This window comes from Paenibacillus sp. V4I9, from assembly GCF_030817295.1.
Lineage (GTDB): Bacteria > Bacillota > Bacilli > Paenibacillales > NBRC-103111 > Paenibacillus_E.
The window spans coordinates 3,677,358-3,692,678 of record NZ_JAUSZE010000001.1; the positions used below are offsets into that span (position 1 = coordinate 3,677,358).

General features: G+C 44.2%; 22 protein-coding genes. 8 read left to right on the top strand and 14 right to left on the bottom strand.

From position 1 onward, the window contains the following. The first annotated feature begins 13 nt into the window (after positions 1-13). The gene (locus QFZ81_RS17215) at positions 14-685 is read left to right on the top strand and encodes an SIMPL domain-containing protein (RefSeq protein ID WP_307603702.1); all 672 of its coding nucleotides are present in this window, start codon (positions 14-16) and stop codon (positions 683-685) included. Between the two features lie 22 nt (positions 686-707). Here the strand turns inward: QFZ81_RS17215 and QFZ81_RS17220 are convergent, their stop codons facing one another. After that, positions 708-1,106, bottom strand: a complete 399-nt coding sequence (locus QFZ81_RS17220; protein ID WP_307442350.1) for a DUF1801 domain-containing protein — start codon at positions 1,104-1,106, stop codon at positions 708-710. After that, a complete protein-coding gene (locus QFZ81_RS17225; RefSeq protein WP_307442349.1) occupies positions 1,106-1,681 on the bottom strand; it encodes a histidine phosphatase family protein in 576 nt (191 codons plus the stop codon). Before QFZ81_RS17225 ends, QFZ81_RS17220 begins: the two co-directional genes overlap by 1 nt. Before the next feature lie 66 nt (positions 1,682-1,747). On the opposite strand from QFZ81_RS17225, the gene QFZ81_RS17230 reads away from it, so the two are divergent. Further along, positions 1,748-2,167 carry a cupin domain-containing protein gene (locus tag QFZ81_RS17230; protein WP_307442348.1) on the top strand — a complete coding sequence of 140 codons (420 nt, stop codon included), beginning with the start codon at positions 1,748-1,750 and terminating at the stop codon, positions 2,165-2,167. Positions 2,168-2,201: 34 nt separating this feature from the next. Here the strand turns inward: QFZ81_RS17230 and QFZ81_RS17235 are convergent, their stop codons facing one another. The 3 genes from QFZ81_RS17235 to QFZ81_RS17245 form a co-directional block, all read right to left on the bottom strand. Next, positions 2,202-2,531 carry a DHCW motif cupin fold protein gene (locus QFZ81_RS17235; RefSeq protein WP_307603704.1) on the bottom strand — a complete coding sequence of 110 codons (330 nt, stop codon included), beginning with the start codon at positions 2,529-2,531 and terminating at the stop codon, positions 2,202-2,204. Between the two features lie 116 nt (positions 2,532-2,647). Then, positions 2,648-3,556 (bottom strand): hypothetical protein, encoded by a 909-nt coding sequence (locus tag QFZ81_RS17240; RefSeq protein ID WP_307442346.1) that lies wholly within the window; start codon positions 3,554-3,556, stop codon positions 2,648-2,650. 103 nt (positions 3,557-3,659) lie between these two features. Continuing rightward, positions 3,660-4,787 carry a low temperature requirement protein A gene (locus QFZ81_RS17245; RefSeq protein WP_307449693.1) on the bottom strand — a complete coding sequence of 376 codons (1,128 nt, stop codon included), beginning with the start codon at positions 4,785-4,787 and terminating at the stop codon, positions 3,660-3,662. A 197-nt stretch (positions 4,788-4,984) separates the two neighbouring features. Between QFZ81_RS17245 and QFZ81_RS17250 the strand changes: the two genes are divergently transcribed. After that, positions 4,985-6,022, top strand: a complete 1,038-nt coding sequence (locus QFZ81_RS17250) for a stalk domain-containing protein (RefSeq protein ID WP_307442345.1) — start codon at positions 4,985-4,987, stop codon at positions 6,020-6,022. A 128-nt stretch (positions 6,023-6,150) separates the two neighbouring features. Here QFZ81_RS17250 and QFZ81_RS17255 read toward each other — a convergent pair whose 3' ends face one another. From QFZ81_RS17255 to hrpB, 4 genes are read right to left on the bottom strand one after another with little or no spacing between them, the layout of a single operon-like run. Continuing rightward, positions 6,151-6,801 carry a class I SAM-dependent methyltransferase gene (locus QFZ81_RS17255; RefSeq protein ID WP_307442343.1) on the bottom strand — a complete coding sequence of 217 codons (651 nt, stop codon included), beginning with the start codon at positions 6,799-6,801 and terminating at the stop codon, positions 6,151-6,153. A 45-nt stretch (positions 6,802-6,846) separates the two neighbouring features. Continuing rightward, complete coding sequence (locus QFZ81_RS17260; RefSeq protein WP_307442341.1) at positions 6,847-7,110, bottom strand: hypothetical protein; 264 nt, start codon at positions 7,108-7,110, stop codon at positions 6,847-6,849. Continuing rightward, a complete protein-coding gene (locus tag QFZ81_RS17265; RefSeq protein WP_307603706.1) occupies positions 7,103-7,822 on the bottom strand; it encodes an alpha/beta hydrolase family protein in 720 nt (239 codons plus the stop codon). Before QFZ81_RS17265 ends, QFZ81_RS17260 begins: the two co-directional genes overlap by 8 nt. A gap of 33 nt (positions 7,823-7,855) precedes the next feature. Further along, a complete protein-coding gene (gene hrpB, locus QFZ81_RS17270) occupies positions 7,856-10,342 on the bottom strand; it encodes an ATP-dependent helicase HrpB (RefSeq protein WP_307442338.1) in 2,487 nt (828 codons plus the stop codon). Between the two features lie 215 nt (positions 10,343-10,557). On the opposite strand from hrpB, the gene QFZ81_RS17275 reads away from it, so the two are divergent. Together QFZ81_RS17275 and QFZ81_RS17280 are read left to right on the top strand one after the other, a co-directional pair. Then, positions 10,558-10,812 carry a YpbS family protein gene (locus QFZ81_RS17275; protein WP_307442337.1) on the top strand — a complete coding sequence of 85 codons (255 nt, stop codon included), beginning with the start codon at positions 10,558-10,560 and terminating at the stop codon, positions 10,810-10,812. A 14-nt stretch (positions 10,813-10,826) separates the two neighbouring features. Then, a complete protein-coding gene (locus QFZ81_RS17280; protein ID WP_156389927.1) occupies positions 10,827-10,991 on the top strand; it encodes a hypothetical protein in 165 nt (54 codons plus the stop codon). A 53-nt stretch (positions 10,992-11,044) separates the two neighbouring features. Here the strand turns inward: QFZ81_RS17280 and QFZ81_RS17285 are convergent, their stop codons facing one another. Genes QFZ81_RS17285 through QFZ81_RS17305 form a run of 5 tightly spaced genes read right to left on the bottom strand, consistent with a single transcriptional unit; the run spans position 11,045 to position 13,282 of the window. Beyond that, entirely contained in the window at positions 11,045-11,683 is a 639-nt protein-coding gene (locus tag QFZ81_RS17285; RefSeq protein ID WP_307442336.1) for an NUDIX hydrolase, read from the bottom strand. A 38-nt stretch (positions 11,684-11,721) separates the two neighbouring features. Then, complete coding sequence (locus tag QFZ81_RS17290; RefSeq protein WP_307442334.1) at positions 11,722-11,979, bottom strand: DUF2164 domain-containing protein; 258 nt, start codon at positions 11,977-11,979, stop codon at positions 11,722-11,724. A 9-nt stretch (positions 11,980-11,988) separates the two neighbouring features. Next, positions 11,989-12,297, bottom strand: a complete 309-nt coding sequence (locus QFZ81_RS17295; protein WP_307442333.1) for a Dabb family protein — start codon at positions 12,295-12,297, stop codon at positions 11,989-11,991. Positions 12,298-12,335: 38 nt separating this feature from the next. Beyond that, the gene (locus tag QFZ81_RS17300; protein WP_307442331.1) at positions 12,336-12,956 is read right to left on the bottom strand and encodes a hypothetical protein; all 621 of its coding nucleotides are present in this window, start codon (positions 12,954-12,956) and stop codon (positions 12,336-12,338) included. 59 nt (positions 12,957-13,015) lie between these two features. Further along, positions 13,016-13,282 (bottom strand): hypothetical protein, encoded by a 267-nt coding sequence (locus tag QFZ81_RS17305; protein ID WP_307442330.1) that lies wholly within the window; start codon positions 13,280-13,282, stop codon positions 13,016-13,018. A gap of 142 nt (positions 13,283-13,424) precedes the next feature. On the opposite strand from QFZ81_RS17305, the gene QFZ81_RS17310 reads away from it, so the two are divergent. From QFZ81_RS17310 to QFZ81_RS17320, 3 genes are all read left to right on the top strand, one after another. Beyond that, a complete protein-coding gene (locus QFZ81_RS17310) occupies positions 13,425-13,601 on the top strand; it encodes a hypothetical protein (protein ID WP_156389925.1) in 177 nt (58 codons plus the stop codon). A 144-nt stretch (positions 13,602-13,745) separates the two neighbouring features. Then, complete coding sequence (locus QFZ81_RS17315) at positions 13,746-14,735, top strand: YpdA family putative bacillithiol disulfide reductase (RefSeq protein ID WP_307442328.1); 990 nt, start codon at positions 13,746-13,748, stop codon at positions 14,733-14,735. Between the two features lie 122 nt (positions 14,736-14,857). Beyond that, the gene (locus QFZ81_RS17320) at positions 14,858-15,160 is read left to right on the top strand and encodes a hypothetical protein (protein WP_235550974.1); all 303 of its coding nucleotides are present in this window, start codon (positions 14,858-14,860) and stop codon (positions 15,158-15,160) included. Positions 15,161-15,321 lie beyond the last annotated feature (161 nt).

Genomic DNA, 15,321 nt, shown 5'->3' on the forward strand with positions numbered 1-15,321 from the left:
AAGGAGTCCTTCTATGTGCAATTATCCAGTTAATAAGTCGGCCTCATTTTCTCAATATAAATGCCCACCTACAATAGAAGTCCTAGGTATAGGAACAGCGGCTGCAGCTCCCGACAGGGCGATAGTGGTGATAGGAGCCATAATCGAAGGTCCAGTCTTACCTGCTGTCCAAACCGAAAACGCAAAAATAGTAACCACTATCATTCAATCCTTATTAAAACTAAACATCCCCCGGGAAAAGATACAGACGTATGATTTTGGAATTGAAATCCAGTACGATTATCAAGATGGTAAGCAAATTTTTCGAGGCTATAAAGTAACCCATCTCTTGCAAATCACCAACGATAGAGTAGAACTGACAGGAATTCTCGTTGATACCGCCGTTTCCAGTGGTGCCAATAACATCACCGACATTAAGTTTACGACTTCACAGCCAGAATTTTACGAGAATCAGGCCTTATCGCTTGCCATTCGAAACGCCCGTCAAAAGGCAGTGACCATAGCAAATACACTGGGAGTTACTCTTGTCACAGTCCCCAGCCAAATTCAAGAAATGACCGGAACCTCCGAACCCATCCCCTATGCAACCACCATGCTTTCCAAAAGTACAGTTACCCCGATCCAACCAGGACAATTAACGATTTATGCTAAAGTACGTGTGTGGTATCTGTTCGCCGACCGATAATTGAATCTTACTGAATCTCTAACTAGGAACTTGTCACTTCAATCCATCTCGCTACAACTTCTGCAAGCTTCTCTTTCTTATCCTCCACATCGCTCATATCGGTTAATTTGACAATAGCTCTATCATCGGCAACCCAATCTAATAAGCCTGTTGTGTCGTCAAAAAGTGATCCATTCCCTGCATGATCTTTTACCTTGACTCCACAATGAAACACAAGCATAAAAAATCCTTTCCCTTGCAAATTAAAGGTCACCCGATCTTCATTATTAAAACAGAAACTAGGTGCATTCCATTTAATATGTTCCGTAATGTGTTCATTAGCGCTTAAAATGATTTTTCGAACTTCTTCTATTTCCTTCTTCAGGGGATGTTCAAGATTGTTCAAAAAATCAACTGCTTTTTGATGACCGGATGGTTTCATTAATTCCACAACCTCTCAACAAGATTTAATTCCTTTTCTTCAAACTCTAGTCTATAAATATCAGGTTTAGTGGTCTGTTTCCAAAATTCGAATCCGTAATTAGCATCAAAATAATTTAATATGATCGTCATTATATTTCCGTGTGTACCTACAGCGATTTTCTTGCCTTTAAAGTCAGATAGTAATTTCATAATTAATGGTATAGCCCGATCCTGCGCCTGTCTTGTTGTTTCTCCTTCAGGCATACAAAAATCAATATCGATAAAAGATTGTTTAATGCCAATTAATAATTCCTCTTCGGATACTGCGTAATTCAAGCTAGCGATTGGTCTTTCGATTAGCTCTATGTATGGAATAATTTCTTTCTTTAATAGCTCTGCCAATGGACTAACTGTTTCTAATGCTCGAAAATATGAACTAGAAACAATTACATCAATTTCTTCGTTACTCAATATCTCTGCCACTCTCTTAGCGTCTAACTTCCCTTGTTCAGAAAGACTAGTGCCACCAGTTCGTTCATGTTCAATTGAAAATGGGGCTATCCCATGCCGAACAAAATAAATATAGGTTTTCATTATTTCTCCTTTCACTTTACTTTTATGTATTTAATTTTTTGAATCATAAGGAGGTGCGTTACTAAAGTGGATAAAAAGAGTACTTGTCGACTTATCCGTCCATCTCGAACTTATCATGGAAAACAAGGGCTTGATTATGCCGAAGCCATATCAAAGGAAAGCGTTGGTGCTCAAGGGATCTGTATGCATTTATTGTCTATACCGCCAGGAAAAAGAGCAAAGGCTCACCTTCATCAAGATCATGAGACAGCCATTTATATGCTTCAAGGAAAATCTGCAATGTGGTATGGTGAGAAGATTGAACAGCATATGGAATTAGATGCGGGGGACTTTCTTTACATCCCAGCGGGGATGCCCCATCTCCCCTATAATCCGAGTGAAACTGAGTCCTGCACGGCTCTGATTGCCCGTACGGATCCAAATGAACAGGAGAGCGTCCTAGTCCTTCCCGGGCTCGATGCTGTTTGGCAAAAGAAACAGTTGTAAGCAGATTAACGGAATAGAGGTTGCAAATCAGTTGTTAGTCTACAATAAATAATTTCGCTCCAGTTTTCGTATAAGATCTATGTGGATTTGCATCATCAGCCACTTGATAACTGACTCCTGGCGTGAGTTTAAATTCTCTTCCATCTGAAAGTTCAGTATACAATTCTCCTTCTAGAACTAACAAAACGTGGCCTCTGTTACACCAATGGTCAGCTATATAACCAGGCGTATATTCTACCATTCGCACCCTTATGTTTCCCATTTCAAATGTACGCCAATAAGCACTTCCTTCAATTCCAGGATGTTGAGTAACACTTATTTCACTCCAGTCAATTGTACTAAATGGAACATCCGTTATTTTCATAAAATGGTCCCCCCTACATAATTTGGTTTTCATATGTTTCCATATATTAAAAATAAGGTTGAACACGATATGTGTCCAGCCTTATTTCCATTTTTTCCAATAACCTTATTAATCACTTACTGTGTTACGGTAATAATCATAGCGGTTAATCCCCTGCTATTGATAGAAGCGTCTGTTATTCCGTTAGCTGAACCTGTGATTGCGAACGAGTAAGTATAGGTTCCTGGACCCGGATTATCCACCCAAGTTAGAGTAGTCGTTACAGCTGCTTGCGGAAAAAAGGGCTGATCCTGATTTTGGATCATTACAGCATTATCCGTTGTTACTATTTCCCCTTGATTTCTGGATATAGCGCTATCCACCGAATAATTTTGAACAATGATAAAATTAATATTCGCAAATGCATCTAATTTGACCACCTGATTAGCCAGCAATGTAATTGAAGGTAAAATTAACTCTGCCATAGAGCCTCCCGATCCTTGGATAATGATAAATGGGATAGGCGTGTTGCTTCCTGCGAATCGAACATCGACAATCCCAGAAGGTCCCGTCAACCCAGTCGGCCCCTCGGGACCTTGCGTTCCTTGGAGTCCTTGGGCACCTGTTGGTCCTGGTACTCCAGCAGCCCCCGTAGGGCCTTCCTCTCCTTGTGGACCTTGTAAACCCTGAAGGCCTTGCGGACCTTGAACTCCCGCTCCCCCTTGGTGCCCAATCGGTCCCTGCGGTCCGGCAACGTCAACCGCTTGGTTTGCAGCTGCTGCGACGCCTAATGCACTAGCACTAATTAATTGCACAACGTTTGAAGTGATATTATTGACGACGCTGGGAGCAAGTTTGTCTAGTGTGATGGCCCTCCTTGCTATCTTAGCTCCACCAACAGATCTTTGAGCAAGTTCCCTGCTCGTTACCGCCCTCCTTGCTAATCTGTCTGATGTTATGGGTTGTTCAAGCTTCTTAACATCTCTCTTCAGAGCTTGTATATCATTATCTACACTTGATAACGTTCGTCTTCTGACCAATGCCATCTTCCTTTCTCATATCCTTCTAGGTATAACAAGCTACCCACATTATATGAGGAAGGCGATATGACTTGGCACGATGTTTGTCTTGGTTCATTCATCTAAAAGTTCAAGTCGTTAATTTAGCATATACGCCAAAAAACAGCGTCACTTCTCCAATAATCATGTAATTTGGTAAAAGAAAAAACAAATCCACCGCGAAAAAAATCCCAAGTAATCCTACTAATAACACTAAATGATATATACCTAGTCTTTGATGTGCGTGTCGATATTTATGGAAAACCAACGTGGTTGAGAAAAAGTAGAGCAGTACAGATCCAAAAATAAAGCTTAACATAAATGAATAATTTAATTGTTTCAAAAATAACAATTGGATCGATGCTGCAATCATACACATGGATAAATAAATGAATAAATGGCCATAAATGATAGTTTGCCCCGCAGTTTCTAATGTCTTATTCACTTTCTTTTCAACATTGTCAAAATATTGCCACCATATAGCAATAATTAATAAAAAAGTCATTGACGCAAATACAATAGATTGCCACGTCCAGTCGCTAGACTGCAAGACTGCAAGTATACTGATTACGGATTCACCAAGAAGAATGAGTGTAAACAACGAGAAGCGCTCTAATAGATGATGCGTATTTATGGGGCTTTTCACCAAGTAGTGCCGACCGATTAATGGGAGAAAAATGTCTACTGTTATTCCCGCATACAAAACTGCATAGCGAATCCATGAGTCGAAAAAAAGTGAGCAAGAAGAAATCACCAATCCAATCCAAAAGCGGCTTCCTAAATAACGGGCAGTGATCTTTCTATGTGCTTCTTCTTTTTTATGTACCGAAAGATATTGGATGGCTGTCATCGCTCTTAAACCAATATAGCCTATTAAGAATGGAACATAGTATTGGTCAAAATTAACCGATAGACTGGCCGTCATTATGAGCACAAAAAATAATTGCAAAATCAGAAATATTCGGTGTGATAAGATATCTCTTCCAAACCGGTTTACAAAGAGGGATTGCCCAACCCAAGCCCACCAAATCGGAATAAATATGAGGACGAATTTGGCTAAGTATTCAACTGGAATGGATCCATTTTCGACATGTAACAAGACATGACTCGCTTTTGAAACTGCCGCTACAAAAAGCAGATCATAGAAAAGTTCCAGCCAGGTAACTTTCTTCTCAGCAAATGCTGTGATTTGTTGTGATCCCGATGTGTGTTGATTCATCATTCTGCTCCTTTGGTTTGGATGTGATTTAATAAAATGCTATCCACATTTTAGCATATAGGCTTATCAAATGATTAAACTTTCTGGTGTTTCAATGTATTTCGCGCTATTATGATTCCCACAAATTGGAAAGTAACAAACACTCTTGCAGCTGCGTCTATATAATATCAAAGAAAACTTAGTAAGGGTGTATGAACATGAAAATTAGAAACAGCTTACTTTACGGGGTCACATTTTCCATGCTGACCATGATGCTAATCAATGCAACGTCGGTACATGCCGAGGTTAATCAGCCGCCTTCTGTACTTCTGGATGGGCATCAACTGTCCTTTCAGACTCCTCCCGTGATCGAAAACGGCTATGGCCTCGTTCCGATGCGTCCTATTTTTGAGGCTGAAGGTGCAAAAGTTTCTTGGGATGAGAGCACACAAACGGTTACTGCCATTAAAGAAGGCGTCGTCCTTACATACCGAGTCGGAGAAACAGCCGCTTATAAAAACCAAGAACGGCTGGAGATGCCCGTGTCAGGCAAAATTATCGACGGGTTTACCATGGTTCCGGTGCGATTTATTAGCGAAGCGCTAGGCAATCTCGTGAAATGGCATGAATATTCCCGTTCGATTACCATTTCATCCGCTCATGACTATGAAACCACTATCGAATACGGCGTCAACCTGCGTGACTCTCCAGCAAAAGATACGGATACCCGCGTCCTCCGTGTACTTCCGAAAAACGAGAGAATCCACGTGATCCGAGAAATCGATGCAAATTGGCTGGAGGTGCAGACCAAAGACGATACAATTGGTTTCATCTCGGCTACACCAATGTATACCGATTACACGAGCCCGGCATTCGCCGAAAAGAAAGCGGATGAGTTGCTCGCTTTCGGGTCCAAATTCCTGGGAACACCTTACGAATTCGGTGCAACTTCCGGCCAAACCAATACGTTCGATTGCTCTTCTTTCGTCCGATATGTTTTTAACGAAGTGCTGTCCATCGATCTGCCGCGAGTCTCCTACGACCAAGCCCAGAAAGGGAAAGAAATCGGAATCGACAAAATACGCAAAGGCGATCTACTGTTCTTCAGCGCTCGCGGGCTCGATATCGGCCACGTAGGCATCTATGCGGGAGACGGGAAAATCCTTCATACTTATTCGAAAGAGCTCGGCGTTCACATCGCAGACTTCGATGAAAAATGGAAAAAACGTTTTGTTACGGCCAGGAGATTATTCTAAATGAAGGTGATCCCTTGTGTGAGTTAATCAAATCATTCCGATGAACAAACAACGAAAATAAGCCTAATTAGTTCAGCTAGTTCAGAACTAATTAGGCTTAACTTTTCCCAAAACCGTCTGGTGATGTGCTATTTCGGTGCTAGGAGAGGGTTCGGTTTCTTTTTTCTGGCTAAAACCGATTGGTAATCGACTTTCATGCCCTCTATCGGTAGAACAGAAAAGTGTTCGATGTCAAATACTTCTGTTACTTTTCTCTGAATGTGCTCATCTTCGTAGAAGGCGAAAAAGCGTTGAGGTCTGTACGCGTCATCCTTCCAAATCCCTTCGCTTTCATACCCGCCATAAAGGCCCATGTACAAGAAACCGTCCTGCTTCAGCACTCTCTCCAAATTGACCAGAACTTGCAGAAGACTATCTTTTGGCACATGTAGCAGGGCATTCATCGTCCATATCGCGTCAAACGACTCTGGCTCTAAGTCCAAAGTGTAGAAATCCATGGCGAAAGCTTCAAGCCCTTTTTCAAGGCAAATGTTCACCATTTCTTCGGATAAATCAACGCAAGTGACATGGTATCCATGATTTTTCAAATAAATCGCCTGATGGCCAGGACCGCTTCCAAGATCTAAAATCCGTAGTTCACTACCCCTGTCAGCTGCCTGCAGCCTTGCCAAAAAACGATCCATCTCATCTACTTTCCACGATTGAACTGTATCCCCATCCCGCAATCGAGCATGTTGATCATAGCTCATCTTGAGCGTTGCCTTTACCTCAGGATCCATCGGCGTTTTCTCCTATCGAAACGATCGTTATGTAAGCTGCATGTCTTACTTCACTATGGTTTTTTGAGCTGCGTCCACGAGCATATCAAACCATTCGTCGTCTTCCAGCAAGTCTTCAACAGCTTCAATATCCTCTTCTTTTCCTGATTCCTGTAAAAAGTGAAGTGCGTAGCTCCAGTCATCTTTACCCCGTTTGCTTTGCAGGGTAATTTCGTACGGGTGCTCGTGGCCTTCCACCTTGAATTGAACTTGCCCGAGGTAGCCTTCTTCTTTGCTGTGTTCCATGCTCGCTTTTAAAATTTCAATCATGTTCATCATCCTTTTCTTTTCGTTGTAACCAAGTCCAAATCGTGTTCATCGTGGTTTGCAGGTTCGTTGCTTCATTCCATATATAGGGATTGTGATCTCTGAAATAATCGGCATGTCCACCTATTAACGGTAAAGTTTGTCGATGAGAAGGAGCATGTTTCATGCCATTCCAACGGCGCAATCCCCAGCGCGTTCTCATCCAGCCACCCCATGTGCCCAGTCTCGGTACGGGATCATTGGATTTATCCAACTGATTAGCAGCATTTAGATAAAGAACACGGCTCTTTAACGATGGAGGAATTGCACATTTCGGCGATCCAATTTGGACCACACCGAGGATCGAAACCCCCTCTTTCATAAGGGCATCAGCCGCCAGAATAGAAGCCACAGCCCCTGCACTATGCCCAATTAGCAGCAGTTGCTGTCTAGGGACCAGGTTGTCGTTGATCAACTTCAACAAGCTTTTGCCACCATAGTGAGACCTTTTCCGATGTGCATTGTTCCATAGATCACTGGTAATTTCTCGGAGCTGCACTTGCTTTCGCCGCGTCCAATCGCCATATGGATAATGGATAACGACTTGGACACGTGAACCTGCTTGTTCAAAACGAGCAGCCAGTACCGCGGCGAAAGCATCTAGGAAATAAGGCGCTGTGGCAAAACCAGCAGATACATAAATGACGAATTCCTCCGGTTCGGAGTGGATTGTCATGGCTTGCTCAGTTCCCTTCTCGTGCAAATTAGGTTAGGAACGCGGTTTAGCTCGATTTGTAGGCATCGCCGCCATCGGATCGTCCGGCCAGTAATGCTTGGGGTATCGGCCTTTGAGATCTTTTTTGACTTCGAAATAAGCATCCCGCCAAAAGCTCGCCAAATCTTTCGTCACCTGCACAGGACGCTGAGCAGGCGATAACAAGTGCAACGTAACCGGCACTCTTCCCTTTGCGATCCGCGGGGTATCGGCTAAACCAAACATCTCTTGCAAACGAACCGATAAAGCAGGCGACTCACTGACGCTATAATCAACGGGAATTCGGGAACCGCTTGGTACCTGAATGTGCGTTGGCGCCCATTCATCTAACCATCGACGCTGCTCCCATGTTAGCATTTCTTCTAATATGCTTGTCAAGTTAAGACGCCCTAAAGCCCCCATGCTTTTCAAACCGTAAAGATGGGGCCCTAGCCAATCCTCTAAGGAAGCAAGCAAATTCGCATCCCCCATATCTGGCCATTCTACATCAAATCGATGCAAAAACATAACACGCTGTTGAAGCTGCCTCGCACTCCGAGTCCAAGGCAGCAGCTCCAAGGATTCTGTTTGAATACCGGATATCAAAGCTTGCAGCACCAAGTCTGGGTTTGGATCCTGCAACGGGTTTTCTTTGAGGATAATGGCACCTAACCGAAGACGCTGTCTTGCTTTAACGGAAGCCGTTGCCTGTTCCCATACCACTTCTTGCTCTTTGAGCAAGCTGCCTTCAAAGGCTTCAAACAGCTCGTCTTCCTGAATCGGTGCTGCCAAATAAATACGGCTCTCCGCTCCGTTATCGTCCAGCTCGGCGGCGACGAGATAACGCTCGTTCGAGAGCGGCTGCAGCTCGGGCAGCACAGCACCGCGCCCGCTGCTGAGCAGGAACCGCCCCGTCGACCGCCGCTGCGCGACGCGGTCGGGATAAGCGAATGCGAGCAGCAATCCGCTCGCATTCGCTTTATTCCCGCTCGGCCGGATGCCGAGCTGCTGCATGAGCACTTTGGCTTCCGCCGCGATGCGCCGGCATAAGCCAAAGTCAACGTCTGCGCGCTGCTCGCCCTGCGCAGCGCGCCAGAGCACTTCGATGCGGGTGCGAATATCCGCATCTCGGCCCTCAGAAGCGCGCATGAAATCGCGCTCGCTCAGCATTACGGCGAGCTCGCACGCCAACGCGCCGAGCTCAAGCGCTATGGCTTGCAGCACCATGTGCGCAAGACGCGGGTGCAGGCCTAACGACGCTAGACGCTTGCCGTGCGGCGTTAGGCCTCCCTCATCGTGCAGCGCTCCCAGCTGCACGAGCAGTTCCCGCGCCTGCTGATACGCAGCAGCAGGCGGCGGGTCTAGCCAGACCAGCGAAGCTGGGTCTGGCACGCCCCAGGCGGCCAGCTCCAGCGCGAGCGGCGCCAGATCCGCTTCGCGGATCTCTGGCGTGCTGCTCAGCGGGAGCTGCCGCTGCTCGGTCTCGGTCCACAGGCGGTAACACACGCCTGGACCGAGCCGACCCGCGCGGCCTCTGCGCTGATCCGCAGAGGCGACAGACACAGGCACCGTCATAAGACGGGTCATACCGGTGCGTGGTGAGAAGCGGGGCACGCGCATAAGCCCGCTGTCGATAACGACAGTGACGCCTTCGACGGTCAAGCTTGTCTCGGCAATCGAAGTGGCCAGCACAATCTTCCGGTGCCCTGGCGAACTTAAAGCCAGCGCTTGGTCCTGCGCCTCTTGGGAGAGATTACCATAAAGAGGTGCGATCTCTATCTCTTTTCCTAATTTAAGCGCAGCAAGGCTATTAGTAACACGATGAATTTCAGCTGCTCCCGGGAGAAAAACGAGCAAACTGCCTTCATTCATTTGCAAGGCGCGTTGGATGCTTGTTACTACCGCCTGTTCTATTTTGCTCGTAATTTTCGCATCCAGATAATGAGTTACAACAGGATAAGTTCGCCCTTCACTTTGAATAATCGGTGCATCATCAAGCAAGGCCGAAACCGTGTTGGCCTCAATCGTAGCCGACATAATAAGAATTCGCAGATCTTCACGAAGCAAGGTTTGTGATTGCCTGCTAAGCGCCAACCCCAAATCTGCATGTAAGCTGCGCTCATGAAATTCATCAAAAATAACAGCCCCCACCCCTTCCAGGGCAGGATCTGTTTGAAGCATGCGCGTAAGAACACCTTCCGTTATCACTTCAATTCGTGTGTTCGGTCCAACCCTCGTGTCATTTTTCACCCGATAACCAATGGTCTGCCCAACTTCTTCACTACGAAGTTTAGACATATAGCGAGCAGCCGCACGAGCTGCCAATCTTCTAGGCTCAAGCATGAGTATCTTTTGATTTTGCAGCCATGACTCTTGCAGAATAGCAAGCGGTACTTGCGTTGTTTTGCCTGCACCAGGCTGAGCGACCAATATTGCGCATGGATTTGTTCGCAAAACATCTTTCAATTGAGGAAGTATGGATTCAATCGGTAAAGAGTTCATTAGTTTCACTCCGAGGCTTCTATCAGTCTTGTTATCGCTTGCTCCATGATAGGATTTCAAATCTGGACCCCCCATTTAATTAATGCCATTAATTATTAGTGAGGTGAAGTTTATAATGTCGATTATTGTTCGGATTTCCTCTTGCAAAAACTGTTCCTCACCTATTCAATCGTGTATACTAGATTAGAATCTGGTCACTAAAGGAGAACTTGAAGATGAATGTACATGAAGCGATAACCAAACATTCGAATGCTCAGCACCTACATCTCGTTAGGTTCGCAGAGCTAGATGCGCAGCGTGAGCAAGCAATTGACGCTGCTGTAGATCTGTGCAGAAGCGGGCTGCCTTTTAACGTTGATGCGATCAACGCCATAACAGCCCAAATCATCGCCCATGCCAAAGAAGGTATTTCTCCGCTCCGTTCTTATGTATCTGAAGACATGGTGCGTGATTACGTAAACAAAGGTTAAGGAGATAAGTATCGATGGGTGTTCTAACTTTTATTTCATTGCTAATTATAGGATCAGCATTTAGTGCCGGATTCTTGCTTTTGTTTAAGCGGAAAACAGCTCTTGGTATTGTCTGTATCGGACTTTCCATTGTCTGTTATATCGCATATGCTTACATAGCGAACAAGTATTTCGTCTAAAAAATGATATGTACGCAATGAGAACCGATTGGGTCACCCGATACGGTTCTTTTTCATTCAGACCATCCATTTTCCCGTAATGTACGAAACACAAGATCAAAATAAGCGACTGGATGCGGCACCAAATGATCTAGGGACAGAAGTAGATTTGTTTGATCTAATTCGCCTTCGATCCCCATTTTATAACCACTTGCCATTATTTCTTTTGTTTCTTGATGAATTAAACGCTCAAGATCTACGACACTTACTGCAAACAGACCGCTTACCTCATCTGGCTGCAGCATATAACGATTCAGTGGTTGGTCGCAGCGATATATAAACAAATGACAAAACTCACGATCAATGAGTTTGTCCGAAATCAGATCTTCTTCTGCAAACACCCCGCAAGGGATTAAATCACTGTAATCGACCTTCAGCCCAAGCTCTTCCTCTAGCTCTCTCACACCGTCTTCTGTGGTTTCTCCAGCTGCGAGATGCCCGGCGCAAGAAATGTCCAGCAAGTTCGGAAACAGATCCTTCTCTGGATGTCTTAACTGGAGCAGGAGATTAGGTTCCTTCCCTTCTAGGCTAACGATCCAACACTGAAAAGTGCGATGCCACAGCCCTTTCGCATGCACTTCTGAGCGCGGAGCCACCCCAAGCCTATTCATCTTTTCATCATAGATATCAAATAGCTCTTCGGACTTGTTCAAATTATTTGTGTTCTCCCCTCAGAACCTTCTATGTACTGCTACCTTCGTGTTGTTTTTTTCGTCATTTTCATGGCATAGAGGTCTTCTTCCAATGAACTCATTCTTTCCATCAATGTCTTGCCAGCATCTTCTATAGCCTGGTTATAAATAGGCGCAGCCAATTGTTGAAGCATATAATCGATTAATTGTTCTGAGGCCAACCGTCCTAATTCAATATTATGGTCCAACTCCAGATGGCCTTGCAAATCCTCAATCAACAATTCCTTCTCTTCTTTCGCTAATTTCAATGGTTTCATAAGAGTACCTCACTCAAAAATAGTCAAATCGATTTCTTGAAACCGACTTACTTCTTTTACCCAACGTTCCGCAACATAATGAGTATGTACCGGATGAACATTGTAAGCTTCATATGCCGCTCTATCTGCAAATACCATTGAAAACCCATAATCATAATCTGTCTTTGTGCTAACTTGACGAAACACTTCAAATTGCTCAACCCCAGGTATTGCCGCAAGTTCTTGAGCACTGCTTTTTAGAAATTGTTCTGCTTCCAGCGTATCTTTTCCTGCGTGTAAATTAAATACAACCATATGTTTGATACTTGCCTGAATCATAGGTCTCTCTTCTCCTTTTTTCTCCATCTTTCTATCCATTATAGCGGATTTTGTATCAACGAACTATACAACCTCTTTACTTCTTCCATACCCGACTCCGCCTTGCTTAAAGCTTGCTCTAACTCATTACACAGTCGATTCACTTCCATTGATTTATCTTCAACTTGTTTGGAAGTTTCGTGAATCTTACCTTGAACCAACCAGTCGGTTAATAATCCGTCAAAGAAGTAATCTGAGAATTTGAGAAATCCGCTAATATGGCTAGCTATGAATAAAGTCACACCAACATCCTTAAGCTCCTTTTCAAAACGGCTTAGACTACTCTGTGCAGTGCGCACATGATCTATGGCTTCATCAATTTTGCCGTGTTTGATATGCGTAGACAGCATACCGCCGCCGAGCATATCATAAGCACCCCAATTGCGTGCAGAACGAAGTGATTCAGCTGCTAATTGCAAATGTTCCACGACCGATTCCCCTACACTTAACGCCTCTTTAAGCTCTTTGGTTTGTAATTGAAACTGAGCTATCCGTTCAGAGAGCTCCCGCAGCTGCCTGCTCTTCCCAGAGTCATTAGCATGAATATAAGATTCAATTCGGAGAGTCAGATCTACCACTTCTATGTCCCAAAATCGCACGGAATGGAGCTTATTCCGCATCTCTTGTATCTCTTGCAAAAGATTATCCCTTCGACGAACAGCTTCATTATATCTAAATTTCAATTCCAGCAGTTCTTGTTCCTCAACAGTTTCTCTGCTTTCTTGTTCATTAAATCATACAGAAAGCTGGTAAAGCTGTGAGTTTTCAATTTTTCTACATCTCTTTTTTCTTTGATGAGCTGTTCTTCCCAAATGACAATATGATCTTTTGATTTACTCCATTCTGTTCTAAATCCGCTAACCGGGCCGACCAAACTGCTTGCAAGCGGCCATTTTCTTTGGCTGCTGCCAATCTTTTCATAAGCTCTTGAATCATATTCCACCATCCCTTACACAATTCATCTACTCTACTAGACGACGCCCAGCTTTCATTGCTTTCATTAACTTTCCTATTTATGGAGAATAAAAACAACCACAACTGTACACGTTAAAGCTGAACGTTAAACTGCCCTTGAAAGGAAGAACGACATGGAAAACGAGAAGCATAGAGGCAAATACAAAGGCACAACGAATATGAATGCGAAAAATCAAGATATGGCTTTCGTTAACGACACATTAGAAAATGCACCTGACACGACACCTATCAACATTGCCAAGGACGACATTAGCGAAGGTAACGAAGAACAACAATTGAATCAGAAGTAAAGGTCTTCTTAGATTCAGAGCAGCCTACTATTTCCTACATCAATGGGGTAGTTGTCTGCTCTTTTTTGCTTTGCGCAACTTGGCATCTCCCTCAGCTTTGCGATACTATGGAATGAGTATTTAGTCTTTGGGGAGGTTGTCACATTGGAACATGTCATCGTTATTGGTGCGGGTCCTTGCGGATTGTCAGCCGCTATCGCCTTACAGCGCGAAGGCCTTTCACCTTTACTTATAGAAAAAAGCTGCATCGTAAATGCCATTTATTTATATCCAACCTATTTACAGTTTTTCAGCACGCCAGAGCTGTTAGAAATTGGCGGTTATCCATTCACAACACCTCATGAAAAGCCATATCGCCAAGAAGCTTTAGTCTACTACAGAGAGGTTGCGCGTAGAGAACAGCTGCGAATTCAATCCTATGAGGAAGTTGTTTCTATCGAACGATTAGAGACGGGATTTACTGTACATACGGAGGATCAATTCGGAAAGAAAGCCGCATATAACACGCGCAATGTCATCGTAGCTACGGGCTACTTTGATCATCCTAATTTGCTCGGTATTCCCGGTGAAGAACTGCCAAAGACAACGCATTATTATAAAGAAGCCCATCCTTATGCAGGGGCAAAAGTAGCCGTTATTGGCGGAAACAACTCCGCGGTCGATGCCGCTATGGATTTGCTTAGAGTTGGTGCTGAAGTTACGGTGGTTTACCGCGGCAAGGACTTCTCAGCCAACATTAAACCGTGGGTTCGTCCGATATTTGAAAGTATGGTAAATAAAGGCCGTATTCACATGTGGTTCGATTCCCAAGTTGAACGCATTGATGAGCATACCATTATTGTGCGAAAAGCAACCGAACACGTCACTTTAGACAATGACTTCGTACTTGCCCTAACCGGATTTCGACCGGATCGTGGACTTCTGACTTCCATCGGTGTACAATTTCACGAAGAAACAAACGCTCCTCTTGTTCAACCAGACACGATGGAAACGAACATCCCAGGTTTATATGTAGCTGGTGTTGTCGCTTCATCTAAATATGATGCGAACGAAATTTTCATTGAAACAGGTCGTATGCATGGTCTGGCAATCACGAAGCATATCGTTTCCAGAACGAGCCTCCAATCCAATTGATTGGAGGTTTTTTCATATGAAAATATTTCCCATTTTTCATAGATTCCTCTTCCATTACGAACATTTGTTTGCTATAATGAAAACAAGAACAAATGTTCCAATTAGATGAGGAGGTTGTTAACATGATGAACACCAGTCACAATTTTCGTTTTATTGAGAGAGACTATTGGTACCACAAGGCATTGTGTGACACTGACCATCTTCTTCCCGGACAGATTGACGCCATGCTTGACGAAGCACACACCCACTACGCCGATTATACGTTCAAGTTTTATGACGATGGTTCGGTGACAATCATAGATAACGACACAAATAACCGCATTAAGCCTCGCGAGCTAACAGGAGCCGTATATGACTTCTACATTCGCAAGCGTATTTATTTAATTAAAACCAATCTAATGGAGAAACAACTCCAATACGCCTGATTGAAGCACAAAAGGCCACCTGATTTGGACAATTGTCCTATCAGATGGCCTTTTCTCTTTATTGCTACTGGTCTCTACGGTGTTATGTGATGTCATGTGCATTCGTGAATTAAGGCAGCTTGCTACCGGGTCCTACGGACTTCGCCAATGCAGGGTTGTCT

Bases quoted from the DNA above. Each gene is read 5' to 3' on its own strand.
- QFZ81_RS17215 (WP_307603702.1), top strand. From the start codon at position 14: ATGTGCAATTATCCAGTTAATAAGTCGGCCTCATTTTCTCAATATAAA.
- QFZ81_RS17220 (WP_307442350.1), bottom strand. From the start codon at position 1,106: ATGAAACCATCCGGTCATCAAAAAGCAGTTGATTTTTTGAACAATCTT.
- QFZ81_RS17225 (WP_307442349.1), bottom strand. From the start codon at position 1,681: ATGAAAACCTATATTTATTTTGTTCGGCATGGGATAGCCCCATTTTCA.
- QFZ81_RS17235 (WP_307603704.1), bottom strand. From the start codon at position 2,531: ATGAAAATAACGGATGTTCCATTTAGTACAATTGACTGGAGTGAAATA.
- QFZ81_RS17240 (WP_307442346.1), bottom strand. From the start codon at position 3,556: ATGGCATTGGTCAGAAGACGAACGTTATCAAGTGTAGATAATGATATA.
- QFZ81_RS17245 (WP_307449693.1), bottom strand. From the start codon at position 4,787: ATGAATCAACACACATCGGGATCACAACAAATCACAGCATTTGCTGAG.
- QFZ81_RS17250 (WP_307442345.1), top strand. From the start codon at position 4,985: ATGAAAATTAGAAACAGCTTACTTTACGGGGTCACATTTTCCATGCTG.
- QFZ81_RS17255 (WP_307442343.1), bottom strand. From the start codon at position 6,801: ATGGATCCTGAGGTAAAGGCAACGCTCAAGATGAGCTATGATCAACAT.
- QFZ81_RS17260 (WP_307442341.1), bottom strand. From the start codon at position 7,110: ATGATTGAAATTTTAAAAGCGAGCATGGAACACAGCAAAGAAGAAGGC.
- QFZ81_RS17265 (WP_307603706.1), bottom strand. From the start codon at position 7,822: ATGACAATCCACTCCGAACCGGAGGAATTCGTCATTTATGTATCTGCT.
- hrpB (WP_307442338.1), bottom strand. From the start codon at position 10,342: ATGAACTCTTTACCGATTGAATCCATACTTCCTCAATTGAAAGATGTT.
- QFZ81_RS17275 (WP_307442337.1), top strand. From the start codon at position 10,558: ATGAATGTACATGAAGCGATAACCAAACATTCGAATGCTCAGCACCTA.
- QFZ81_RS17280 (WP_156389927.1), top strand. From the start codon at position 10,827: ATGGGTGTTCTAACTTTTATTTCATTGCTAATTATAGGATCAGCATTT.
- QFZ81_RS17290 (WP_307442334.1), bottom strand. From the start codon at position 11,979: ATGAAACCATTGAAATTAGCGAAAGAAGAGAAGGAATTGTTGATTGAG.
- QFZ81_RS17295 (WP_307442333.1), bottom strand. From the start codon at position 12,297: ATGATTCAGGCAAGTATCAAACATATGGTTGTATTTAATTTACACGCA.
- QFZ81_RS17300 (WP_307442331.1), bottom strand. From the start codon at position 12,956: ATGCGGAATAAGCTCCATTCCGTGCGATTTTGGGACATAGAAGTGGTA.
- QFZ81_RS17305 (WP_307442330.1), bottom strand. From the start codon at position 13,282: ATGGTGGAATATGATTCAAGAGCTTATGAAAAGATTGGCAGCAGCCAA.
- QFZ81_RS17310 (WP_156389925.1), top strand. From the start codon at position 13,425: ATGGAAAACGAGAAGCATAGAGGCAAATACAAAGGCACAACGAATATG.
- QFZ81_RS17320 (WP_235550974.1), top strand. From the start codon at position 14,858: ATGATGAACACCAGTCACAATTTTCGTTTTATTGAGAGAGACTATTGG.